The 26,697-nt window shown below is 37.6% G+C and carries 18 protein-coding genes; 16 read left to right on the top strand and 2 right to left on the bottom strand.

Annotation, left to right across the window (positions count from 1 at the left end; translation table 11 throughout):
- Positions 1-9 precede the first annotated feature (9 nt).
- From NC799_RS03655 to NC799_RS03730, 16 genes are all read left to right on the top strand, one after another.
- Entirely contained in the window at positions 10-1,617 is a 1,608-nt protein-coding gene (locus NC799_RS03655) for a response regulator transcription factor (RefSeq protein WP_272444989.1), read from the top strand.
- A 26-nt stretch (positions 1,618-1,643) separates the two neighbouring features.
- Positions 1,644-3,695, top strand: a complete 2,052-nt coding sequence (locus NC799_RS03660; protein ID WP_272444990.1) for a glycoside hydrolase family 65 — start codon at positions 1,644-1,646, stop codon at positions 3,693-3,695.
- Positions 3,696-3,941: 246 nt separating this feature from the next.
- A complete protein-coding gene (locus tag NC799_RS03665) occupies positions 3,942-4,829 on the top strand; it encodes a glycoside hydrolase family 43 protein (RefSeq protein ID WP_272444991.1) in 888 nt (295 codons plus the stop codon).
- Positions 4,830-5,089: 260 nt separating this feature from the next.
- Positions 5,090-5,944 (top strand): AraC family transcriptional regulator, encoded by an 855-nt coding sequence (locus tag NC799_RS03670; protein ID WP_272444992.1) that lies wholly within the window; start codon positions 5,090-5,092, stop codon positions 5,942-5,944.
- 1,275 nt (positions 5,945-7,219) lie between these two features.
- Positions 7,220-8,986: an ABC transporter ATP-binding protein gene (locus NC799_RS03675; protein WP_272444993.1), complete on the top strand. Its 1,767-nt coding sequence runs from the start codon at positions 7,220-7,222 to the stop codon at positions 8,984-8,986.
- Positions 8,983-10,818, top strand: a complete 1,836-nt coding sequence (locus tag NC799_RS03680; RefSeq protein WP_272444994.1) for an ABC transporter ATP-binding protein — start codon at positions 8,983-8,985, stop codon at positions 10,816-10,818. Before NC799_RS03675 ends, NC799_RS03680 begins: the two co-directional genes overlap by 4 nt.
- Before the next feature lie 691 nt (positions 10,819-11,509).
- Positions 11,510-12,499: a C-terminal binding protein gene (locus NC799_RS03685; protein ID WP_272444995.1), complete on the top strand. Its 990-nt coding sequence runs from the start codon at positions 11,510-11,512 to the stop codon at positions 12,497-12,499.
- A 244-nt stretch (positions 12,500-12,743) separates the two neighbouring features.
- Positions 12,744-13,754: a Gfo/Idh/MocA family protein gene (locus NC799_RS03690; protein ID WP_272444996.1), complete on the top strand. Its 1,011-nt coding sequence runs from the start codon at positions 12,744-12,746 to the stop codon at positions 13,752-13,754.
- 41 nt (positions 13,755-13,795) lie between these two features.
- Positions 13,796-14,449, top strand: a complete 654-nt coding sequence (locus NC799_RS03695; protein WP_272444997.1) for a M50 family metallopeptidase — start codon at positions 13,796-13,798, stop codon at positions 14,447-14,449.
- A 342-nt stretch (positions 14,450-14,791) separates the two neighbouring features.
- A complete protein-coding gene (locus tag NC799_RS03700; RefSeq protein WP_272444998.1) occupies positions 14,792-15,667 on the top strand; it encodes an AraC family transcriptional regulator in 876 nt (291 codons plus the stop codon).
- A 15-nt stretch (positions 15,668-15,682) separates the two neighbouring features.
- On the top strand, positions 15,683-16,327 hold the full coding sequence (locus tag NC799_RS03705; RefSeq protein ID WP_272445000.1) for a YesL family protein: 645 nt from the start codon (positions 15,683-15,685) through the stop codon (positions 16,325-16,327).
- 409 nt (positions 16,328-16,736) lie between these two features.
- Positions 16,737-18,107, top strand: coding sequence for an ABC transporter substrate-binding protein (locus NC799_RS03710; protein WP_272445001.1), 1,371 nt, complete (start codon positions 16,737-16,739; stop codon positions 18,105-18,107).
- Between the two features lie 94 nt (positions 18,108-18,201).
- Complete coding sequence (locus tag NC799_RS03715; RefSeq protein ID WP_272445002.1) at positions 18,202-19,146, top strand: carbohydrate ABC transporter permease; 945 nt, start codon at positions 18,202-18,204, stop codon at positions 19,144-19,146.
- Positions 19,147-19,148: 2 nt separating this feature from the next.
- Entirely contained in the window at positions 19,149-19,994 is an 846-nt protein-coding gene (locus tag NC799_RS03720) for a carbohydrate ABC transporter permease (RefSeq protein WP_272445003.1), read from the top strand.
- 54 nt (positions 19,995-20,048) lie between these two features.
- Positions 20,049-21,206 (top strand): Gfo/Idh/MocA family protein, encoded by a 1,158-nt coding sequence (locus NC799_RS03725; protein ID WP_272445004.1) that lies wholly within the window; start codon positions 20,049-20,051, stop codon positions 21,204-21,206.
- 28 nt (positions 21,207-21,234) lie between these two features.
- Complete coding sequence (locus NC799_RS03730) at positions 21,235-22,308, top strand: Gfo/Idh/MocA family protein (protein ID WP_272445005.1); 1,074 nt, start codon at positions 21,235-21,237, stop codon at positions 22,306-22,308.
- A 62-nt stretch (positions 22,309-22,370) separates the two neighbouring features.
- On the opposite strand, the gene NC799_RS03735 is transcribed toward NC799_RS03730, so the two are convergent.
- On the bottom strand, positions 22,371-23,606 hold the full coding sequence (locus tag NC799_RS03735; protein WP_272445006.1) for a cation:proton antiporter: 1,236 nt from the start codon (positions 23,604-23,606) through the stop codon (positions 22,371-22,373).
- 197 nt (positions 23,607-23,803) lie between these two features.
- Positions 23,804-26,560, bottom strand: coding sequence for a phosphoenolpyruvate carboxylase (gene ppc / locus NC799_RS03740; protein WP_272445007.1), 2,757 nt, complete (start codon positions 26,558-26,560; stop codon positions 23,804-23,806).
- Between the last annotated feature and the right edge of the window lie 137 nt (positions 26,561-26,697).

Below are 26,697 nucleotides of genomic sequence, written 5' to 3' on the forward strand. Positions count from 1 at the left end.
AGATCTGTAATGATTATTGATGATGACCAAAGTGCAATAAATGGTTTAATTAGTTACGTATCATGGGAGAAACTAAACTTACATGTGATAGGTACTGCCAATAATGGTGAAGATGCTTTAGATTTAATCATACAAAATCCACCTGATATCTTAATCACTGACATTTATATGCCGAAAATGACAGGACTAAATCTCATTAAACAGCTGTTTAAAACATTTCCTGAAATTAATATTATTATCCATAGTGGATATAATCATTTTGATAATGCTAGGCAAGCTATCCAATATGGGGTAAAGTACTTTTTTTTAAAACCAGCCACAATTGATGAAATAGAAATGGTGCTTGAAGATGTGTTGCAGGAAATGGATGCACATGAAAAACAAAAAAAAATTATGGATCAACACAATAAGCGGCTGAATGAATACTTATTATATACAAAACAAGCGCTCATTCGGGAAATGATTAATGACCGCTATTCTTCTGCAAAAATTGCTAAGGAAAAGTTAGAGTTATTGGATTTAATGAATATGGAACAAATTGTAGTAGCTAGTTTATCAATGATCCGGCCACCTTATTTATCTAAATCAAAAGAAGAAGAGTGGCAATTGATTAAATTCAGTTCGACAAACATTATTCAAGAAACAATTAAAGAATTTTCTTTACCACGATCACTCGAAAGTTATATCGTTGATTATTCGGATTCAACTTTTGTTCTTGTATTTTTCTGTAAGGGTGTGTCAGTAGAGAACCTGGATTACCTTATTAAAAATCTGACTCAAAAAATAGTTAACAATATTTTATTGTATTTAAAAGTCTCTTCCAATGTCGGTATTGGAAGAGAAACATTATCTATTCACGAATTACATCAATCTTTTTTAGAAAGTCAACGTGTATTAGAAGCGGTAGAATTTCAAGAGTTAAATAAAGTTTTTTGTTTTGATGAAGTAAATGACAAGGAAAAAATAGGTGCGTTTCAATATCCATTAGAAATATTAAAACAACTGCACAATGCAATAGCTGAAAAAAATGTTGAGGAAGTTATTGAAATATGGAAAAAATTCGATGAAGAAATAACTGAAAATGAATTACCTCTTTTCGTCGTTCAAAATATATGTATTAGCACTGTTAATGCATTAATGATTGATCGGTATAACTACAATCAGTTAGTGGTTGATTCAAAAACTGTATATGAATTGGTAACTACTATTTATTCCCAACCATCTACGAAAGAATTGAGTGATTGGATGAAAAAACAATCTTGTGAGTGGATGGCTCAGATGAAAGAAGAATTGACAGGGAAAAAAAGTCACAAATTAATTCATGAAGTAAAGCAATACGTCCAAGACTATTATGATGAAGAAATTACCTTGGCTGAAATAGCAGAATCCTTATATATAAACAAAAATTATTTATCTCAATTGTTTAAGAAAGTCACTGGAGAAACATTTGTAAACTATTTAAATAAGTTTCGCATTGAAAAAGCAAAAGAGAAGCTAAAAGAACAAAAATATATGATCTATGAAGTTAGTGAAATGGTCGGCTATCAGAATCCTACTTATTTTAGCAAGGTGTTTCGATCGATAACTGGTACTAGCCCTTCTGACTTTTATATGTAGTTACTAAATTTTGCGAGGTGAACAGAATGATTGATAGAAAAGGGGTAGTTAGTCGTCATTATCCACGGATGACAGCGGTCAACCCATTATCTCCACTTACGGTTGGCAATGGTGAATTTGCCTTTACTGCTGACATTACAGGCTTGCAAACATTTCCAGAAGCATATCAAGTTCCACTAGGCACACAGGCACATTGGGGTTGGCATTTTACAGGAAGGTATGACCAATACAGCTTGGATGACATTGCTTTTCAACAACTCGACACATATGGGCGAGAAGTGGGGTATCCGCTTTATCCTGAAAAACAGGAGGAAGCGTATCATTGGTTAAGGCAGAATCCACACCGCGTACAACTTGGTCAACTGTCGTTTCAATTGTTGTCTAGTAGTGGAGAAGAAGTACAAATAGAAGAGATTAAGAACATAAATCAAGTATTAAACTTATGGGAAGGTGTGCTTTATAGTGAATTTGCTGTAGAAGATATACCTGTTTCAGTCACTACTGTTTGTCATCCAGCTACAGACCAAGTTAGTGTCAAAGTAAATTCTCCTTTAATTCCCCAGGGTCGACTAAAGGTTGTTTTGCGCTTTCCATCCCCGGATATGACTGACAGAAGGTGGGAAGAATCTATTTTCCTTAACTGGGCCAATCGAGAAGGTCTTAAATCGTTGTTAGGTGTAAACAAGGAAAATTCAGCCTTGATTAAACGCCAAATCGATGAAGATAGTTATCAAGTAAAATGGGAATGGAATCAAGGGAATATACAGCAAACAAATACGCATGAATTTACCCTTTTTCCAGAACAACAGGAAAATCTAACTTTTTCGGTAGGCTTTGGAACACAATCTTCCAAATTACATTCATTTGATGAAAGTTATTCAACTAGTAAGGAACATTGGTCAAGCTTCTGGCAAAGCGGTGGAGCGATTGATTTTTCCGGGAGTAGTGATTCGCGCGCGAATGAACTAGAAAGACGCGTTGTCTTGTCCCAATTTGTAACCGCCATCCATAGTGGCGGCAGTACCCCGCCGCAGGAAACCGGATTAATTTACAATAGCTGGTTTGGTAAATTTCATTTAGAAATGCATTGGTGGCATGGCGCACATTTCCCAATTTGGGGACGAGAAGCAATTTTAGCAAAGAGTTTGACGTGGTATAACGCGATTTTACCTCGAGCAAAAGAGGTAGCAGATTCACAAGGATATTCTGGTGCAAGGTGGCCGAAAATGGTCGGAGTAGAAGGGGCGCAAACTCCTTCACCAATTGCACCTGCTCTCATCTGGCAACAACCCCACCCGATTGCATTAGCTGAACTTTGTTATCAAGCATCAAAGGCTGATGATGATTTAGATAAGTGGAAGGAAATGGTGTTTGAAACAGCAGATTTTATGGCTGATTACGCGGTTTGGGATGAAAGTAGAGCAGCATACGTTTTAGGCCCTCCATTAATCCCAGCACAAGAGTGCCATCGACCAGAAGACAGTATCAATCCACCATATGAATTAGAGTATTGGAAATACGGATTGGAGACAGCAATGTTGTGGAAAGAACGGTTAAATGAAACCGTTCCGACTATATGGAAAGATGTTGCGGAGAAATTAGCTAAGCCTCCCCATCAAAATGGCGTATATTTAGCCCACGAAAACTGCCCAGATACATTCGAAACCTATAACCATGACCACCCTTCCATGGTCGGAGCGCTTGGAATTCTGCCTGGAAAGATGATTGACTTTCAAATAATGAAACAAACGCTTGACCGTGTTTGGCAAGATTGGCAGTGGGACACGGGATGGGGCTGGGATTTCCCAATGTGCGCCATGACTGCTGCTAGATTGGGTGAAGGTTCAATGGCGGTTGATTTTTTACTAATGGATAAAACCAAAAATACGTATCTACCTAATGGGCATAATTACCAGCATGCTAGTTTAACAGCTTACCTGCCTGGGAATGGTGGCTTATTAACTGCTGTCGCAATGATGGCGTGTGGTTGGAACGGATTAGCCGATGAGCACGCACCAGGTTTTCCAAAGGACGGAACATGGATCGTAAAATATGAAGGACTTCATCCGATTTTATAAAAAGACTGTTTTATCCACCATGTCCTTAAGTTATACAAAGGATATTGCAACTGTCTATTGGGAATAAGATTCCACTACTGACTTTAAATCGGGAAACAGGAGTTAAGCTAGGATGTTAACTCCCGATTGGCTCAACCATTGGATAAAACAGATGCTAAGCTGATTCCCCTCCTTAACGTGAAATAAAAGCTAATCAAATTATTAAATCAGTTATGTCTCATTATCAATTAGAAAAGAGGGAAGCAGATGATTAAAAATAAGGATATTCAAATTCGTGATCCATTTGTTTTTACGGACGTAAACAGTGGGAAGTATTACTTGTTTGGTAGTACAGACAAGAATATTTGGGGCAAGGGTGTTGGCTTTGACTACTATGTAGGGAAAGACTTAGAACATTGGGAGGGCCCATTTCAGGCGTTTCGACCAAATGAGCGTTTCTTTTCTGAAGACAATTTCTGGGCTCCGGAAGTTCATGAGTATCAAGGTAAGTACTATATGTTTGCAACGTTCATGTCAAAGCAGTCAAGAATTAGAGGAACAGCTATTTTAGTCGCAGACAAGCTAACTGGCCCTTATCAACCACATAGTAACGGCCCTGTCACACCAAATGATTGGCAATGTTTAGATGGAACACTTTATGTAGATCAGGACGGAATCCCGTGGATGATTTTTTGTCATGAGTGGGTACAAGTAGGAGATGGAGAAATTTGTGCGATTCAACTAGCTAACGACTTAAAAGAGTCAGTTGGAGAGCCACAGAAGTTATTTAATGCATCAAACGCTCCATGGCCAACTTCTTTTCAACATGAACGTTTTCCTAATCAAAAAAACTATGTGACCGACGGACCATATATCTATCAGACTAACGACAATGATTTATTATTGCTGTGGGCTAGTTTCGTAGATAATGTCTATGCGCAGGGAATTGCACGATCTTTAACCGGTAAAATTACAGGACCTTGGGAGCATGAAAAGATACCGATTTATCAGCAAGATGGTGGCCATGGGATGATTTTTAAAACATTTGAAGGAAAGTCGATTCTCACCCTTCATGCCCCTAACAAAACACCAAATGAACGGCCGATTTTCATTGATATCGTTGAACAAGATGGGAAGTTAATCGTTCAAAAATAGACATGGATAATGTCATGTAACACGGTAAAAGTCGGTTACTCACTAATAAAGCTAAAGCAAGCCTAACTGCCCTTTTGATTTCATTGATTAGTTCAATCAGGAAACATTGGGGTTTTTTTTAAAGTGCAAAAGGGTATGATAGTTAGTTTGATTGCAAACCATCCAAGACTTGACGCCCTTGTAATAAGCATAAAACGAAAAATAGTGAATATATAGGATTTGTGAAGCCCATCTATAACCTGTTAAGGAAAGTGATAAAAATGCTAAAGCCGGTAAAAATAATTTCTCAATTAAATCGATTGGTTTTTTCTTTGGATGTCGTTGGTGAGCATAGTCATGACCCTGGTTGGTCTCGACCTGCCAGAAAGCACAAGTTTTATACCTTATGGCTAATTACAAAGGGTAAAGTTGAAATTGTTATAGATGGACAAAAGCATATTGGTGAACCAGGGATGATATTTGTGTTTGTACCTGGGATGGTTACAGAGCGTAGAGTGCTTAACACCGAACCATTCGAACATTATTTTATCCGCTTTTCGTTTATGGAGGCTTTTCAAGAGCAAGGGTATTGGCAGACTAACAAGAGTGAAGAAACCGTTTTTCCGTTACAAGGTGGTTATAAAATCCAAAACGTTCCGAACGTCCTGCAAAAGTTTGAACAATTGATCCAATTTTGGAAACAAAAGGGTCCTATGATGCTGATGCGGAAAAATATCCTTTTCCAAGAGCTATGGCTAACCATTGCCCAGGATTTCCGGGCGCAAAAAGTTGCGGGGGATACAACTGTCTTGATTGATTCGACGATTGATTATATGGTAAATCATTATAATGAAAGCATGGAGTTAAATGAATTGGCTTTACTTGCAGGGTTAAGTAAAAGCCATTACGTTAGACTATTTAAAAAATATACGGGTTATAGTCCTATCGAATATCTAACACAGCTTCGAATTGGTAAGGCAAAGGAACTTATGATGGTCTCGGACTACAGAATGAAACAAATTGCCCATGCAGTTGGTTACAACGATGAATTTTATTTTAGTCGAATTTTTAAAAAGCATGTAGGTGTTTCACCATCTGAATACCATGAAAGGAATGGTGCGATCACAAAGGAATAGTATTAATATAATTTAGGTCTAGTCAATGTTTCCGATTATAATAATGTACATTGTCTCAGAACGAGATTGGGCAAGAAGCACTGACCCCAACGTTTAACGCTTTCTAAATGGCGAATACACGTAAAAAAAACTTACGCTCAATATTCCATTCCCCCCCTTAAACCGCGTACATTCTCGTTTCGGTACTCCAAGAATAATTTTTATAAACAGATAAGAATGTTTTAAAGAGATGTCTAGCTCAAGCGTCTATCCCGCCTGAGGTCTTAGGACAAGCCTCTCTCTGTGGTAAGGAACACCACTGCTAGGCTTGTCTTACGCTTTTCAGGGGTGGGGAAGTGCATTCCTGGGTTTTGTAGGGGATATTAGATTCAATATACCTTTTTGACTACCGATCGAGCCCTGTTAAGTGTCAAACGGTAGTCAAAGAACGCTAATGACGCCCGATCGCCCCCTGTTAAGTGTCAAACGGTAGTCAAAGAACGCTAATGACGCCCGATCGAGCCCTGTTAAGTGTCAAACGGTAGTCAAAGAACGCTAATGACGCCCGATCGAGCCCTGTTAAGTGTCAAACGGAAGTCAAAGAACGCTAATGACTACCGATCGAGCCCTGTTAAGTGTCAAACGGAAGTCAAAGAACGCTAATGACGCCCGATTGAGCCCTGTTAAGTGTCAAACGGTAGTCAAAGAACGCTAATGACGCCCGATCGAGCCCTGTTAAGTGTCAAACGGAAGTCAAAGAACGCTAATGACGCCCGATTGCCCCCTGTTAAGTGTCAAACGGAAGTCAAAGAACGCTAATGACGCCCGATCGAGCCCTGTTAAGTGTCAAACGGAAGTCAAAGAACGCTAATGACGCCCGATCGAGCCCTGTTAAGTGTCAAACGGTAGTCAAAGAACGCTAATGACGCCCGATTGAGCCCTGTTAAGTGTCAAACGGAAGTCAAAGAACGCTAATGACGCCCGATCGCCCCCTGTTAAGTGTCAAACGGAAGTCAAAGAACGCTAATGACGCCCGATCGAGCCCTGTTAAGTGTCAAACGGTAGTCAATTGTGCTCCACTTCGTAGCCTGCCTTAGTCTACCAAGGCACGACTTGCGCTTTTCTTAAGAGCAATATAATCCATGGAAAATGGTAAGTCTATACATGGTTATTTATGGAACTAAAAGATAAAATTAGATTTATCCAAAAAAACAGAAAAATAAAGCAAGGAAAGGTTAAGCAAGATTGTCCAGATGTTAAAGAGGTTTAAAACCAAATTTACTGGAGGTTAGATAGTTGAAGGATTTTTTAAAAATAAAGTCGTTCTTTATGCCATACAAACGATACTTCGTATGTGCCTTCTTAGCTTTAATGGTCACTACTTGTGTCAGTGTAGCTGCTCCACTTCTACTAAAATACCTGGTGGATGATGTCATCTTAGAGGAACAATACCATCTAGTTCCAATGGTTTCGTTAGCAGTTATCGGTGTTGCAATTGTTCAAGGTGTCTTTTCCTATCTATACCAATATCAAGGCCAGTGGTTTGGGATTAAGACAGTGTATGATTTAAGAAACACTCTATATCAAAAGCTACAGTACTTATCATTAGGTTACTATAGTAGCGCGAAAACAGGAGACTTAATGGCCCGGCTCACTGGGGATGTAGAGAAAATTAGAACATTCTTATCTGGTGGTATTTTTAATTTACTAAAGACCTTTTTTCTTTTTATCGCTGGCTTAGCAGTTATGTCAATCTATAGTATCAAGTTAACGTTAGTGACTTTTGTTGTATTAGGATTATTAATTGCGTTATCTTATCGGTTTCAGAAAGTCGTTAGGCCTTCTTTTCGTACGATAAGAAAAAGTGTAGCCGACCTTACTACCATCATCCAAGAAAATATTATGGGGATTAGGACAGTAAAGTCATTCGGTCACGAAGATTTCGAAGTTGATAAATTTGCTAAATATAACCACGGTTTTAAAGATGCACAATTAAATAGTGCCCAGATTTGGTCACGGTATTTTCCGGTCATGGAAATGTTAGGTGGATTTTGTGTAGTTATTTTATTAGGGTATGGCGGTTTATTAGTTCTAGGCGACGAACTTTCGATCGGTGCCTTAGCTGCCTTTTTTAGTATTATTTGGCTTGTTATTACACCGCTTACGAATATTGGATTTTCCATCAACCAATTTATGGAATCGGTCACATCTGCTGAACGCTTAAATGAATTGTTAGAACTCAAGGAAGAGATACGGACAAATAGTGACCCACTCCCTTTAGTAGATGAGAGTACAGACATTAATCTAAAGAATGTCTCTTTTGGTTATAAAGAATCAAATGATACTCTATCTGATATCAACCTTCATGCTTTTTCAGGAAAAACAGTCGGAATTATTGGTGCAACCGGATCAGGAAAATCTAGTATTATTCAGCTGTTGTTCCGTGGCTATGATACTACAGAAGGTGCTGTATATGTGAATGGAACGGATGCACGTAAACTTCCTCTACCCAACTTACGCAGAAAGATTGGCGTTGTGATGCAAGAGCCGTTTATATTTTCTGCGAGTATTAGAGACAACATTGCATATGGCAATCCATATGCTTCGATGGACAAAATCATCGAAGTAGCTAAATTAGCAGACGCGCATGAATTTATTTCAGAGCTCCCGAATGGATACGACACGGTAGTGGGTGAGCGTGGTCTTGGATTATCAGGTGGGCAGAAACAACGAATTTCGATAGCTCGGGCCCTTCTCATTGAACCAGAAATTCTTGTGTTAGATGACGCAACTAGTGCACTAGATATGGAGACTGAATACCAAATTCTATCAAACTTGAAAGCGATGGATAGGAAACAAACGATATTTATTATTGCACACCGTATTTCATCACTAAAAAATGCAGATGAAATTATTGTGCTAGATAAGGGGAAAATCGTGGAGCGAGGCAGGCATAACAGACTACTTGAACAACGAGGAATCTATCACAAAACCTATCAGGTACAGCATGCAAGCCAAATCGAAAGCATCCAAACGCAAACAAAAAGGAGTAGAGCATTATGAATGGTTCAGCGGAGGCGATAGAAAACCAACATACGAGTAAAAAAAGAGATCGGTTTGTTTATCCTAACGATAACGCAATTGAAAAACCATTCAACTGGTCGATCATGGTGAAACTATTGCAGTTTATTAAACCGTACCGAAGGACATATCTTCCTATTGCAATTATCTCGTTATTGCTTAGTACAGCAGTTAAGCTCGTTATTCCTTTTTTAATAGGCTATGGTGTCGATTACGCCTTACGTCCAAAAGATGTTGATTTATTAACTACGCTTGTTATAACGATTGCTATCCTATACTTACTCCAAGGAATCTTCAATATGTTTCGAATTCGCTACACAACTACATTAGGGCAAAGTGTTGTTCTTGATTTAAGAAAAAAGTTATTTTCACACGTAGAAAATCTTTCGTTTCGTTTTTTTGATAAGCGTTCGGAAGGCTCGGTTATTGTTCGGCTAAACAATGATGTGAATAGCTTACAAGATTTGTTTACGAACGGACTGATTAATATCATCATGGACATGATCATGTTAGTTGGGATTATTACAATCCTATTTTTCTTAAATGTGAAGTTGACGATTGCGGTCATGGTTGTCGTCCCTATAATGGCCTTTCTTTCTACCAAAGTAAGAAGGAAAATAAGACGAGGATGGCAGCGCGTTCGACTTTACCAATCTGTGATGAATTCCCATTATAATGAGTGTATTCAAGGGATAAGAGAAACACAGACATTTGTCCAGGAAAATGAAAATATCGGCTATTTTAAAGGCTTGAATATGCGCAATACTAAAGCGCTCCGTCAAGCGACAAAGATGAGTGCTATTTTACCTCCTGCCGTAGAAGTAACAGGTGCAATCGGTACAGCCGCATTGTTTTGGTACGGTGCCCATTTACTTCAAGCTGGGGAAATTTCGATAGGGATTATTGTTGCTTTTGCTAGTTATATCGGTAACTTCTGGCAGCCAATTTCACGTCTAGGTCAAATTTACAATCAATTACTTAAAGTGATGGCATCGTCTGAACGGATTTTTGAATTTTTAGCAGAAAAGCCTCAAGTAACAGATAAAAAAGATGCAAAAGAGCTACAAGTGAATCAAGGGAAGGTTACCTTTGATCAAGTGAAATTTGCCTATGAAAAAGACCGAGTGGCCTTAACCGATTTCTCCTTAGAGGTAAATCCTGGCGATACTGTTGCGTTAGTAGGCCATACTGGATCAGGGAAATCGACGGTTATTAACTTGCTTTGTCGGTTCTATGATACTACTTCAGGTAAGATTTTAATTGATGATCAAGATATTAAAGATGTAACGATAGCTAGTTTGAGGAAAAATATGAGTCTTGTCATGCAAGATACCTTTTTGTTTTCTGGGACGATTATGGAAAACATACGGTATGGAAGATTAGATGCGACAGATGAAGAAGTTATCGAAGCAGCCAAAGCAGTACATGCTGATTCCTTCATAAAACAACTAGCGAATGGTTATCATACTGAAGTAGAGGAACGAGGTAGAATGCTATCTGTCGGCCAAAGGCAGTTGATTTCATTTGCTCGTGCGCTACTCGCAGAGCCAAAAATTCTTATCCTAGATGAAGCAACATCAAGTATTGATACTGAGACGGAAATGAAGATTCAAGATGGAATGAAAACGTTGATTAATAACCGGACATCTTTTATTGTTGCGCACAGGTTATCAACGATTCAGAATGCGGACAAAATTGTCGTGTTAAACCAGGGTGAAATCGTAGAGATTGGGAATCATGATTCATTATTAGAGAGAGATGGCGTGTATGCTAATTTAATCAAAGTTCAGAATCGGTTTTTAACTGGGGAATAACAATTGGAAAGATTTGAGAATCGAACCTGTCACATAACAATTTCTGATGTGGCAGGTAAGTTATAAAAGTATAAAAAAATCTAAGAGCTTGCCTTCGGCCGGGCAAGGCGCCCTTCACTTTTCTTAAAGGCAATGATACTTGTATAATGCTGCTGTAAAAATTAGAATGAATATGTCGGGCATGGACAACAAAGGGGGGGCTTTTATGGGTGAAACTAAGGGGTATGTCTGGTAGGTCACATAAGTCCGAATACGTGCTCGATTCGGACAGAGAAAGCGCAAATCGGTCACCTAAGTCCGAATACTCCGGGAAATCACCGCAGGGCAGCGCATGCTTCAGCGCCTATACTTATCTTATGCCTACCTTAGTCTGACCAAGGCGCCTTGCGCTTTTCTTATCGTAAATACGAAACCGTGGTACAATAGAATAAAGTTAACCGGGAGGATTCCTACAAAAGCCCTCGAATTAGTATCCAGTAATGTCTGAAACAGAGGGCCCATAGCTTAAAGATTTTGTTAGAAAGGGTAGGCGCTCGGAGCTAGACAGCTAGTTATTCTTATCTTGTTAAGTATCGGAACACACTATTTTGTTAACGCTTTCTTGTATCGGGTAGCTAAAGTTAGAGGTCAGATTTAAAAGCAGGGACAAGGAACATTGGAGTAACAACTAGTAAAGGAAGGGTTTGATTAAATGAGGAAACGGAAGGTTTATGTTACCGACTGGGAGTACGAGGATTTACGTTATGAAGAGGCTGCATTAAAAGACGACCGGATTGAACTGGTTCCGGTCCAATGTGAAACAGAAGAAGATGTGATACATAAATGTAAAGATGCCGATGGACTAATTAATCAGTATGCACCGATAGGTCGGAAGGTTTTGGAAGCGTTACCGAATTTGAAAGTCATTTCTCGGTATGGAGTGGGTGTCAATACAATAGATTTAGAGGCTGCTACTGAAAGAGGAATTTGTGTGGCAAACGTTCCTGATTATTGCGTCGATGAAGTATCGGATCATGCCCTTGCATTATTAATGAGTTGGACGAGAAAGGTGGTTGTGACAAACAACCAAGTGAAACAAGGTAAATGGGATTTTAAAGTTAGTAAACCAATCTATCGATCAAGGGGTCAAGTGCTAGGGTTAGTTGGCTTTGGGAAAATACCACAGGCATTAGCGTATAAAGTACAGGCCCTGGGAATAAAAGTAATTGCCTATGATCCTTATTATCCTGAAGATAAAGCTTTGGCACTAGGGGTTACCCTCGTTTCACTGGACAATTTATGCCAACAGGCAGATATTATTTCGGTTCACGCACCACTAATGGAAAGTACAAGAGGAATGATTGGTAAAGAACAATTTAGCCAAATGAAGCCGAGTGCGCTTGTAATTAATACTTCAAGAGGCCCGGTAATTAACGAAGAAGCAATTATCGATGCGCTTAGGAAGGGGTTAATCAGTGGTGCTGCTTTGGATGTAGTTGAAACCGAACCGATCCATCCTGACAATCCGCTTCTTCACATGGACAATGTTATCTTAACTCCTCATGTTGCTTGGTATTCAGAGGAAGCAGAAGAAGAAATGCGAACGAAAGCAGCACGAAGTACACTAGAGGTCTTACTTGATCAGCAATATCCAACATACCTTGTCAATCCTGAGGTGAAAGACAAACTTACGTTACATTAATCATCTATTTCTTCATAAAAACAAATATCAGTCTAATAGATTAGCCCAACTCCTACTTAAGATGTATGACAGAATGTAGCAAAATTGGTATAACTAGTATGTAAGCAAATAAGAACTCATCTTGTTTGCATTCTAATCAAAACGCATGGGCAAAAGACAAAGTGACCTCCCCAAGGAAACAAGTCAGATCCCATGCGTTTTTTACTGTATCCAAAGATCAAATCAACAGAAGGGAAGAAGTTAAATGGGTTCTGTAAAAGTTATTCAAATAGGCATCGGTGGTTTCGGCTTTTCTTGGTTAGAAATAATTAACAATTTTGAAGGAATTGACCTTTTAGGAGTAGTCGATCTAGACCCGCAAAATATTGAAAAGGCAAAGTCGATCATAACTGATTCAAATGTGAAGTTTTTTCATAGTCACCTAGAAGCGTTCGAGGAGCTAGAAGCTGATATAGCAATTATTATTACACCACCACAAACGCATAAGACACTTGCTTTAGATGCATTGAAAGCAAACTTGCATGTTTTTATGGAAAAACCAATTACTCAGGATTTTCATGAAGCTGTCGATCTATTATATCAATCCCGACATTTTGAAAAATTCATCATGATTAGTCAGAATTATAGATGGCGCCCTGAAATTCAAGCGATTAAACAGTGTATAGAAAACGGAGAGATTGGAGCTGTTGAGTACGGTGAGTGGAATTTCAGACGTGCGACTAAATTTGGTGGTTGGAGAGATGAGTATAAAGAAATTTTAATCGAAGACATGAGCATCCATCATTTTGACATGCTCCGCCATATTTTAGGACGGGATGCAACTTCTATTTACGCGCAAAGTATGCGGCCATCATGGAGTTGGTTTGGTGGAAACCCAGTTGCAAGTGCTTCGATAACTTTTGATGATCGTATCCTCATTAATTATTTCGGAAGCTGGGTTACACGCGGGAAGGAGACGTCTTGGAACGGGGAGGTTAGATTGGTAGGAGAAAAGGGAATCATAGAGTTAATCGACGATGTGCCAATACTAACAACGATCAACGGGACAAATAAGCAGTTACAACTACCAAATTTAGCCTACACGGATAGGGAATATTCGATAAATGAAATGGTAGAAGCAATCCGAGAAAATAGACGTCCAATCACTTCAATAGAAGATAATATCAAAAGTTTTTTGATGGTAGGAGGGGCTTTGGAGTCAATTAATCAAGGGACTGTTGTCGATTTACGCCACTTATTAAAGAGTGCTTTTTAGGCAATAATAGAGATGAATTTCTAACTAGAAAGGGGATTTCCATGATGGAGAGGGACCTAATCATTTATATCTTCCTTGCTTTTTTATTATGTAGAATCCCCTTAGTCGGTGTTTATGTTCGATTAATTAACACGGTAGTCCATGAAATTTTTCATGTCCTTGTCGCAAAGCTTACTGGTGGAAAGGGCTATCGTATTTCACTACAGCCCGACACATCAGGACAAGCACTAGTCAGCTCTTCCTCTTGGTTGAGTACAATCTTTACAGCGTATGCGGGATATACCGGATCGTCGATCATGGCCTTTGTAATCTTTTATTTGTTATCGGAAAATTATTACGTTGCTGTCATCTGTCTGTTTTTCGGGCTTCTTCTCCTGTCGGCTTTGTTATGGATTCGTAATTTTTTTGGTGTTAGTTGGGCACTTTCATTAGCTGCTATCCTTGGATTTTTACTCTATTATGAGCAAAAAGATATATTCATTCCATTAGCGTACATGATTGCTTCGGTTATTTTAATTGAATCAGTTTATAGTGCACTTCAGGTAATGATTATCAGTTTCCGTTCTCCAAGTCAAGCAGGTGATGCAGCTAGTTTGCAAAAACTGACGTTAATTCCAGCGTTTCTTTGGGGGATGCTGTTCTTCATCCAAGCGCTCTATATTGGGTACAAAACAATAGTAAATTTTGTCATTTAGTTTAATTTTTGAAGATTATATTTAACAAGTGAATTAAAAAGTAGATTCGAGGTAAAAAGTTATTTTGCCGATTAGAAAAAAGCCACTATTAGGTGGCTTTTTTCTATGGATCTATGTGACTTGAAAAATTTAATCGTTTTTGATTAAAAGTTATTAATCTTCAACTTATTTGAAATAAAAAAGCAAAGATTTAAAAAAATGCATTGAAAGCGCTTTCTGACTTTGGTATTGTTAGTATCATGAACAGATAAATAACAACGTTTTCATTGTAATCTCTATATGTACATCTTTCTAATTCTTTTAGGCAACCTTTTCAAAATTGCGTTTATTTAGGAGGTTCGTATGGAAAAGCAAATTTGTATTACTACAAATAAAATCCTTGAAAAAAGTAAAATTAAAGTGGAATATAACAACTCTTGGCTCAAAACGCATTGGCCCTTACATTGGCATAAAGGCTATGAAATTTATTACTTTCAACAAGGTGATGCCAATTACATTATTGGTGATAGAGTTTACGATCTACAACCAGGTGATATGTTGATCTTTAATGGGGAAAGACTGCATCGTGTTAATCCGTTTGGGGACACATATAGAAGGAGTTATATTAATTTTGTTCCAGAATACGTAAGTGATTATTTGAAGGAGGATCTATTCACAAAAATAATCGTACCGTTTGAATCCGAAAATGGTTTATTAATTAAGTGGACATTATCAGAAAGAGAAGAGGTTGAACTTATCTTGGCCCGTATACAAAAGGAGAAGGATAAAGAGACTATAGGTTATGAATCGATGATGCGTTTTTACTTATCGCAGTTACTAATTAAGGTGTACCGTAAAATAAGTGGCATGGACTCGAATTTAGAGGATGACGGATCTGCCTATAATCCACAAAGTTATCACGTCCAACGGATTTTAAAATTTATCAACCAAAATTATACTAATCCAATTTCATTAGATACTATTTCTAAGTCATTGCACTTAAATAAGTACTATATGTGTCATTGTTTTAAAAAAGTAACTGGGGAAACTATTAACAAGCACTTAAGTAATAGGAGAATTGAAGAAGGGAAAAAACTATTAGTATCAACTGAACAATCAATAAGCTCCATTTCAGATGAGATTGGACTGAGCAATCCAATTCATTTTAGTAGATTGTTTAAACAAACAGTAGGGATGTCACCTAAAGAATACCGTCAAAAACAAATAAAATCCCATTAAAAGTAGGTGTTGAAGATGGAAGTTTACGGATATTGGGGAGTTATCAACAAATATTGTATTTGGGTTTTAAAATTTATTTATACCAATGTATTATGGTTAGCTTTTTCCATTTTGGGTTTAGGTGCTCTAGGACTAGCCCCATCGACTACGGCGTTATTTGCTGTACAAAGACAATGGATTAGAGGTGAAACAGAAATACCTGTTTTCAAATATTTTTGGAATTATTATAAAAGCAGTTTTATAAAATCTAATTTCCTGTTTTATATCATGATGCTACTTGGTTGGATAATTTACTTTGATTTGAAGTTCTTCATGGCTAGGGATGGTTTGATATTTCAAACAATTAGCCTGTTGCTCTTTATTTTATCTATTTGGTACATGATTGTTTTCGTGTATTTATTTCCCATTTTTATTCACTTTGAATTATCACTTTTACAGTATATACGATTTGCATGTATAGTTGGTCTATTACACCCATTCAATACAATCATCATGTTAATAACAGTAGGGTTAATCTATTATTTTATGTTATTGTTTCCAAATTTCTTTTACTTAGGTGGAATAAGTCTTTTGACATACTGTATTATGCTTTTCTCTTATAAATGCTTTAATTCAGATAAACTAATTAAAGCAAAAACATTAAAAAGAGATTCAAAATAATATGCTGGTATTTACTGAGCAATAGACTTTCTAAAGGCTGTTCAATCTTGAGTGATGTACTACGATAATTGCTGTAGAATTTCAACACGTTTGACAAGAGGTTTGGCTCGTTTTAAGTTCATATAAATGTATTTTGTGCAATTTCAAATGATAAGTTGACATATTCCGACGAATTACGGTGATTAATTGAAAAAAATCTAAAAGCAATTTTGGTTAAAATATACACAATAATTGTTAAATATTATAGCGAATCTTTTGCTATAATTATTTCAAGGTAAGTTGAAAAAATATTTAAAATATTCAAATTAGTTAAAGGCGTTTCTTCAAACTGGGTCTTTCATTCACCTAAAAAATGTAAGTGCTTACAAATTAGGTTGAATATATGAAAATTAAAGGGGAGGGAAAGGTTTTGAAAAAACAGTTAAGTAGATGGATGTTGATGCTTGTTATGTTAGTAGTAATGGGGGCTATTGTAGCATGTAGCTCATCTGAAGAAGCTGGATCTGATCAGGGGGCTACAGATAATAGTACTGATAATGCCGAAAATAGTGAATCAGATTCATCAGATTCAGATGGAGAAAAGGTAGAGTTGCGAATGATGTGGTGGGGTTCTCAAGATAGACATGATCGTACGTTAAAAGTTATTGATTTGTATGAAGAACAAAATCCTAATGTGACTATTAATCCCGAATTCACTGGTTGGGATGGATACTGGCAAAAAGTGGCTACACAAGCAGCAGGTGGTAATTTACCAGATATATTGCAAATGGATTATGCGTACTTATCTGAGTATGCTGGTAAAGAGTTGTTGGCAAACTTAAATCCATTTTTAGATTCAGGTATCCTAGATTTAAGTGATTCAGATGATGTTTATATTGATGGTGGTAAAATTGATGGTAATTTATATGCGGTAAACATCGGGGCAAATGTATTTGCGGCTGCGTATGATCCAACGTTATTTGAAAAAGCTGGGGTAGAACCGCCAAAGCCAGGCTACACTTACGAAGATATGAAAGCAGCTGCACAACAAATATCAGATAACTTAGATGGTGTTTACGGTCTTCAGCCAGATGTTGGTATTGCAACGTTTAATATTTTTGCAAGACAATTTGGTGGATCTATCTATAATGAAGAGGGTACTGGATTAAATTATGATGACGAGCAGTTAATAAATTTCCTTCAACAGACTGTTGATATGTTAGATTCAGGTGCAGCAGCACCACCAGATGTATTTATGGACGCAGGTTCAAATATTGAGCAACAACCTATTGTAAATGAACAAACAGCTATGCTTCTTGCTATTTGGAGTAACCAGTTGGTTGCCTTGGAATCAGCTGCTGGTCGACCACTTGAGCTAACCCTTCAACCGTTAGTTGAGGGTGGAGAGAAAGGTCATTTCCTAAAACCAGGTCAATTTTTATCTGTGACAACTGACTCAAAACAACAAGAGGAAGCTGCCAAATTTATTGATTTCTTCACAAATAGTGTTGAAGCTAATAAAATTTTGAATGCAGAACGTGGTGTTCCAATTGCAGCTAAAGTACGTGAAGCATTGAAAGAAAACCTTGATGAAGCTGGGATCAAAATGTTTGAATATGTAGAAATGGCACAAGAATATTCAAAGAAAGTTGACCCGCCGAACCCTCCTGGTTCATCTGAAGTAGAAAAAGTTTGGGAAACAGAAGTTGAGCAGCCAATCTATTATGGGGAAGTAACCCCAGAAGAAGCAGCAAAAGTTTTTAGAGAAAAGGCAGAAGAAATACTAGCAAAAAACAAGTAAGTTAAGAGAATACAAGCCATCTTTTATAGATGGCTTGTTATTTTTAAAAAAGTTTTGGCCGTTTTCGCTTTTTATAATAAAAGGGGGGTATTATATGGAAACTAAGGTCGATTTGAATCAAAAAATACAGACTAACAAAAAGGCAAAACTGAGAAATCAGTTTAGAGTAGACTTAATTGGATTTACCTTTATTGCACCTTGGTTAATAGGTTTTGTGGGGTTTATTGTCGGACCAATGATAGCTTCACTATATTTTTCATTTACAGATTATGATTTGTTATCTGCACCGACTTGGGTAGGGTTTGACAATTATATCAACATGTTTACTAACGATGATCGATTTTGGCAAGCAATTAAAGTTACGTTTATCTTTGTATTTGGTTCAGTCCCACTTAAGTTAGCATTTGCGTTATTTGTAGCAATGCTTTTCAATACCAAACGTCGTGGTGTAGGTGTATATCGAACACTATATTATGTACCTTCCATTCTTGGTGGTAGCGTTGCTATCGCCGTCGTATGGAGGCAGTTGTTTGGTCGTGAGGGTGCAATTAACGATATCCTTGGTATATTTGGTATCCAAGGAATGAACTGGATATCAAGTCCGGACTTTGCCTTATCTACCTTAATCTTGTTAGTAGTTTGGCAATTTGGTTCTCCGATGTTAATTTTTTTAGCAGGTTTAAAAGCTATTCCAACTGAACTATATGAAGCTGCTGCAGTTGATGGAGCTGGCCCAGTGTTAAAGTTCATAAAAGTAACACTACCAATGTTGTCGCCAGTAATTTTCTTTAACCTGGTAATGCAAACGATTCAAGGTTTTATGGCATTTACCCAGAGCTTTTTAATTACACAAGGCGGACCGATGGATAAGACCCTATTTTATGCTGTCTACCTGTATGAGAAAGCTTTTGCATATTTTGATATGGGTTATGCATCCGCACTTGCTTGGATTCTACTTTTGATTTGTGCGATATTCACTGCCTTTATTTTCAAAACGGCTAAAAATTGGGTGCATTATGAATCTGAAGGAGGGAACTAGGAATGAAAAAGTCTAAATCGGCGAGAACAGTAATATATCATTCAAGTATTATTGCACTGGGATTTCTTATGATTTATCCAATACTTTGGACTATTGCTAGTTCTTTAAAGCCTGAGAATGAAATTTTTCGTAACTCTTCATCATTAATACCTTCCTTTTTAAAATGGGAAAATTATGCTGCTGGATGGGAAGGGTTTGGAGGATTAACCTTTGGTACCTTTTTCCTCAATTCAACTTTTGTAACTACAATGGTAGTAATAGGAACACTGTTTTCATCAACTTTAGTTGCTTTTGGATTTGCCCGTGTTAATTTCCGTTTTAGAACTCCATTATTCGTTTGTATGTTAATTACATTGATGCTACCGCAACAGGTAACATTAATCCCGCAGTACATTTTATTTCACAAATTAGGTTGGGTAAACACATACTTACCATTAATCGTACCATCTTTTATTGGAGGTATTCCGTTTTTTATTTTCTTGATGGTTCAATTTATTCGTGGAATTCCACGTGAATTAGATGAAGCAGCATATATGGACGGTGCAAGTACTTTCGGTATTTTCTGGAGAATTATTCTCCCTTTAACTACACCTGCATTAGCGACAGTAGCCATTTTCTCTTTCTATTGGACTTGGGATGATTTTATGACACCATTAGTTTACCTAAATGACACTAAGTTATATACTGTTGCGCTTGGTCTTCAAATGTTTACTGATCCATCAGCTTTATCTGCATGGGGTCCAATGTTTGCAATGTCTGTGGTTTCGATATTGCCACAGCTTTTAGTGTTCCTATTCTTCCAGAAGTATTTAGTGGAAGGTATCACTGCTGGTAGTGTGAAAGGATAATGATGCTCTTCTCATAAGAGTACTATATAGATTTTTAGAAAGGGTGTTTGATAGATGAATGAGGTAAGGATAGGTATCATTGGAGTAGGAAATATGGGTAGCTCCCACGCAAACTATTTATTGAAAGGAAGCGTAGATAAGGCAAGGCTTACTGCTTTACTTGAAAAGGATGAGCAGAGGAGTGAGGTTTTGAAGGGGAAATTTCCTGATAACGTTACAGTGTTCACGGATCGTAAAGCTTTTTTTGAATCGGGACTAGTGGACGCAGTAATTATTGCTACTCCTCATTATGATCATGTGGAAATTGCTAAGGAGGCGTTTGCGCATGGATTACATGTATTATGTGAAAAACCTGCTGGTGTTTACACTAAACAAGTACGGGAGATGAATGAGGCAGCTAAAAAAAGCGGGAAAGTATTCTCGTTAATGTATAACCAGAGAACGAATCCGATGTACCAAAAGCTAAGAGATTTAATTCAATCTGGTGAATTGGGTGAAATAAGAAGAATTAATTGGATTATTACAGATTGGTACCGTTCTCAAAGTTACTATGACTCGGGAAGCTGGCGAGCGACCTGGGCAGGTGAAGGTGGCGGTGTTTTAATTAATCAGTGCCCACATAACCTGGACTTATGGCAATGGATGACGGGAATGATGCCGAAACGGATACGAGCATTTTGTAACTTTGGCAAATATCGTAACATTGAAGTGGAAGATGAAGTAACTGCTTATGCAGAATACGAAAATGGTGCAACAGCAGTATTTATTACGACTACAGGTGAAGCTCCTGGTACGAATAGATTAGAAGTAGCAGGTGACCGTGGAAAAGTAGTGATTGAGAATGGTCAAATGGATTTTTGGCGCCTCCGAGTGCCTGAACCAGAGTTTAACCGCGAATACAAAGGTGGTTTTGGCACACCAGAATGTTGGAAGGTGGAAGTGCCGATAGTAGGAAAAGAAACAGCACATCCAGGTATTACGCAGAATTTTGTTCGGAAAATCGTTGATGGGGAAGCATTACTAGCACCTGGGGAAGATGGGGTAAAAGGGTTAGAGCTCTCTAATGCGATGCACCTTTCTACTTGGCTAGATGATTGGGTAGAATTCCCGGTCAACGAAGAACTTTATTTGGAACATCTCCAAAAGCGAATCAAAACATCGACATTTAAGGAATCAACGGCAACAGTGTTAGATGTTGAAGGGACTTATTAAGGATAGGAAGATTTGAGGGGGAATGATCATGAGTAATCAAGATGGTATGAATTATGCACCAAAAGGAAAACCAAACAAGGTAGTGACTGAAGGGGAATTTACTTTCGCTGCGATGGCTTTAGATCACGGCCACATTTTTGGCATGTGTAATGGGTTAACAGAAGCTGGTGCACAATTAAAATGGGTATACGATCCAGATTCTGAAAAAGTAAAGAAATTTAAAGAAAAGTTTCCGCAAGTCAAAATTGCAAATTCTGAAGAGGATATTTTAAATGATGAAGAAGTGAAATTAGTTGCTGCAGCTGCAATCCCTTCGAAGCGTTGTGAACTGGGCTTGCGAGTAATGGACCACGGCAAGGATTACTTTACTGATAAAGCACCATTTACAACACTTGAACAATTAGCACAAGCTAAGGAAAAAGTGAAAAGTACAGGAAAAAAATACATGGTTTATTATAGTGAAAGGTTACATGTAGAGAGTGCAATTTTTGCAGGGCAATTAATCGATGAAGGTGCGATAGGAAGAGTTATTCAAGTGATCGGAACTGGACCGCACCGATTAAATGCACCTTCTCGTCCTGATTGGTTCTTTAAAAAAGAGTATTATGGCGGAATTCTTTGTGATATTGGTAGCCATCAAATTGAACAGTTTTTATTCTTTACAGGAAATCAAGATGCAACAGTACAAGCTAGTAAAGTAGGGAACTATAATAATCCGGATTATCCAGAACTAGAAGACTTTGGGGATGCAACATTAATTGGGGTAAATGGTGCGACAAATTACTTTAGAGTAGATTGGTTTACTCCTGATGGGCTGCGGACATGGGGCGATGGAAGAACGATAATTTTAGGTACTGAAGGGTATATAGAGATTAGAAAATACATCGATGTTGGAAGAGAAAATTCTGGAAATCACTTATTCCTCGTTACACAACAAGGGGAAAAGTATTTCAACTTGACTGGCAAGGTAGGCTTTCCATTCTTCGGAGAGCTTGTCCTTGATTGTATCAACAGAACGGAAAACGCAATGACCCAAGAACATGCTTTTAAAGCGGCTGAACTATGCCTATTGGCACAACGAGATGCCATAACAGTAGAATAGATCTAGTACCTATCACAAAGAATCGGATGGACCCTTTCTCCACCCGATTCTTTGTCTGTTAATCATGTTTCGTTACTTGTGTTCGACAGGTTTAACTGTTTTATGAGTGGTTTAATCGTTAAGCCTTGGAAGATTAATGAAAACAAAACAACTGAAAAGGTTAGAATCAACACGGTATCTCGTCCTTCAAATTCAATAGGTAAACTTAAGGCAAGGGCTATGGACAAACTTCCTTTTAGCCCGCCCCAATTTAGTAAGATTCTCTCTTTTTGGTTTAACTGTTTAGTGTGTAGCGTACTGATAAATAAAGCTACGATTCTGCCGATTAAAACAATAAAAATCGCCAATGCAATAAGATGCCAATTTCCTTCAAACGATATATTTCTAATTTCTAGACCTATTAATAGAAAGATGAGGGAGTTAGCGATTAACGTTATTACATCCCAGAATGTATTTATATTTGTCCTTGTTTGTTCTGACATACCAATTTTCCCGCCATAATCTCCAAAAACAAACCCTCCAGCCACAACTGCGATAACACCTGATACGCCAATACGTTCTGCGATAAAATAACTACCGAAAAATAACAAAGCCGATATAGCAATTTCAAAAGGGTAGTCATCATAGAGCCTTACAATTTGAGAAAAGATAAATCCTAATAAAACGCCAAGCAGTGCGCCACCAATACTAAACTTGAGGAACATAAATAACCCATTTCCAAACCCCTCCCACCCAAGTTCGAGATAGGTGAGTAAATAAACAGAAGAAATTTGGAATAGCACAACTGCAATCCCATCGTTAAACAGGGATTCACCTTCCATAACTGTCGAAAGCTTTTGCGATACCCCGAGAGATTTAAAAATGGAAATAACACTAATCGGGTCAGTGGCACTCATTAATGCCGCAAAGGTAAAAGCAACAGAAATTGGTAAGTCCAGAATATAATAGGTAGCAAAGCCAATAACAAGAAATGAAAGGAAGGTTCCGACTAAAGCAATTCCGGCTACTTCATTCCTATAAGCATATAAATGGTGGAAAGGTAACTTTAAGGTAGCATCACCAAGTAAAATAGGTAGAAATAACGATATGATAATAGCTTGAAATACTTCGGATTGTGTTGCAAAAGCAGCTGCTTCGTTTACAAGTGAAAAAGGGACATCAACAATTCCCAAGACTAACCCAACTAGGACAAGTGCGATGGTGTAAGGTTGTTTTAAATGTTTAGATATCCCGATTACCGTAATCGAAATACCTAATAAAATTAACAGTTGAATAAACACTTCATTAAATTGATGCATATTCACACTCCTTCATAGTTTTATCATACTCGACTAGGACAAAAATTAAACATTTAGATGGATTTGCACTGTGCATTATTATTGCCTTCTTAGTATGATTTCAGATAAAAATTTTGAATAAAAAAACTAACGAAACTCCAAATGGTACTCGGAGATTCGTTAGTTTTATAAGTATTTCATTGCGTTATTTAGGCAAATCAACCAGTGTTGCGTAGTCCTGCTGCAACCCCGTTAATCGTTAATAATACTTCGTTTAATAGATCGTCCGTATCTTCTTCATCTTTTAGGTTTTCTTGACGTAATTCAGAAACCAGTTTCACTTGGAATAAATTTAACGGATCGACTAATGGGTTACGTAATTTAACGGACTCGCGAATATTTGGCTTGTGATCCATTAATTCAGCTTGGTTAGTAATCTGCAACACGACAGCTTTTGTCAAATTGTACTCCTCTGTTATTTGACCAAAGATGCGCTTTTGTATTGCTTCATCCGTAACCATTTTCGCATATTCTTTCGCAGTTGTTAGGTCAGCCTTTGTGAGCGCCATTTGTAAATTATTGATGGTAGCTTGGAAAAATGGCCATTCTTCATACATTTGTTGTAGAAGCTCTAAGTTACTATTGTTCTTAATAATTTCATTAAGACCAGTACCTGCAGCATACCACGCTGGTAGTAATTGACGACTTTGCGTCCATGAAAATACCCACGGAATTGCGCGAAGGTCTTCGAAGCGATTACTACCTTTCCGTTTCATTGGTCGCGAACCAATATTCAAGTCACCAAGTTCATGCAAAGGTGTTGATTGGTTAAAATAAGTTAAGAAGCCTTCATCTTCAAACACTAGGGAAGAGTACTTTTTCAGAGCAATTTCAGATACCTCACTCATTAAATTGGCTGCTTCTTTGGTCGGCATTTTCTTCGCTTTTTGCGTGCCAATCCCCATGATAGCTGTCATCAGTGTTGAAGTAGCTTGTTCTAAGCTACGATAGGCAATATCTGGGAGCAAGTATCTTGAAGAGAGAACTTCCCCTTGCTCAGTAATTTTAACGCCATCCCCTAACGTTACTGGGGGTTGAGATAATAAGCTTGCGTTTAATGGGCCACCACCGCGGCCAAGGGAACCACCACGACCGTGGAAATATTTAAGTTTTACGCCATATTTAGAAGCGATGTCATGAATATCTTCTTGTGCTTTATACAATTCCCAGTTTGCTGTAAGTGTTCCGCCATCTTTACTACTATCGGAATAACCAAGCATAATTTCCTGCAACTCGCCTCTAGCCTTTAAGTGACGACGGTACAACGGAATATCAAATAACTGTTTAATCATTTTCGGGCCGTTTTTAAGGTCCTCAATGGTTTCTAATAATGGAGCAACATGTAATTTACTCTTCACTGTGCCATCTGGATAAACACGATAAAGCCCAGCTTCTTTCGCCAATACAAGTACCTCTAATAAATCACTAACAGACCGCGTCATCGATATTAAATAAACTTCAATTGCTCTGTCTCCAAATGTATCATGAGCACGCTTAATCATCCGAAAAGTATTGATTACTTCTTGTGTCGAATCAGTAAACGTATCGTAAATAGAAACCATTGGTCTAGGATCTTGAAGAACTTTAATTAACGTATTAACTTTATCGTCCTCATCAAGTGATTTGTAATCAGCGGAAATATTGACTAGGTGTAATATTTCTGCAATAGCAGATTCATGCTCACCACTATGATTTCTTATATCTAGTGAAGCTAAATGGAAACCAAATAATTCAACTTGACGTATTACTTTACGAAGAAGTTTAATCGGATTGTGCTTTGGATGATGGTTTTCCAAGCTTTTCCGAATAATGTGTAAATCCTCTAGCAGTTCTGCAGCATGTTCATAGCCATGTTCATGATCTTCAGCAGTATAATCTAGCTTCTTAATCATCATCGATACTTTGACACGGTACACTTCATCGTCTTTTCTCCATGCAAACGAACCAAGATGCTTTTTATCTTGTTCAATGGATGCAAGTAGTTCTTCACTAATGTTAACCTTTTTACCAGAATGACTAAGTAATTCTCTTAATTTTTGTAACGATTCTTTATACTTTCTCAGCACCAATGCGCGGTGGGTTTTTAATGTTTCAAATGTAGTTGTAGCCTTTACATTCGGATTACCGTCACGGTCTCCTCCAATCCATGATCCAAATCGTAAAAATGAAGGAACATGGAATCGTTGTTGATACTTTTCATATAAAAGGTCCTCTAAATCCTGATGAATTCGAGGTAAAACGTCAAACAGAACCTTATCAAAATAATAGAGTCCGTTGGATACTTCTTTCATAACAGAAGGCTTTTTCTCGCGGATTTCTGCCGTTTGCCATAAAATGGTTATCTCGTTAGAAATCGTTTCTTGAATAACTTTCTTTTCGTATCGTGTAAAGGCATAATCCATTGCTTTTAACAAATCAGAAATGCGTTGGTGAATTTGTAATATTGTTCTTCTAGTTGCCTCTGTTGGGTGAGCTGTAATAATAAGCTCCAAAGATAATGTTTCGAGTAATGTTGTTACCATCTCAGGAGTTACATTGTTTTCAAGTAATTTATTTATGCCATCTTCTAGTGATCCTGGTTGAATAAGGTCCGTATCCTGCGCGTGGTACTCCCGGCGACGTCTACTACGATAATTTTGCTCAGCAATGTTAAATAAATGAAGGTGAACGGAAAAAGCTCGGATTACATTTTGTCTTAATCCAGGTTCAAGTTTATTAATCTCTTCTTTTATTTGCGTGTCTACAGCTAGATCTTGCGTTTCTCTAAGTGATTTAGCAAAGTTTCTAATTTTGTTAACTGTTTCTAGTAATTTGTCTCCGCCTTCATAAAGCAGTACATTATCAAGCAACTCACTTAAGTATTCGACATCTCGGTGTAACGAGACTGTGCTTTTTTCTTCTATTTTTGTCTCCATGTTTCGCACTTCCTTTCATCGTCATACTAATAGATTTATAGTTGGTTTATTTTACTTGGGGAAAACGCTTTAAGGACTAGGTGTTTGTTTCCTAAATACACATTTGAAGAGACATACTTATAATAACATGTTTTTCA

It is taken from the genome of Aquibacillus salsiterrae (assembly GCF_028416595.1).
GTDB classification, from domain to species: domain Bacteria; phylum Bacillota; class Bacilli; order Bacillales; family Amphibacillaceae; genus Aquibacillus_A; species Aquibacillus_A salsiterrae.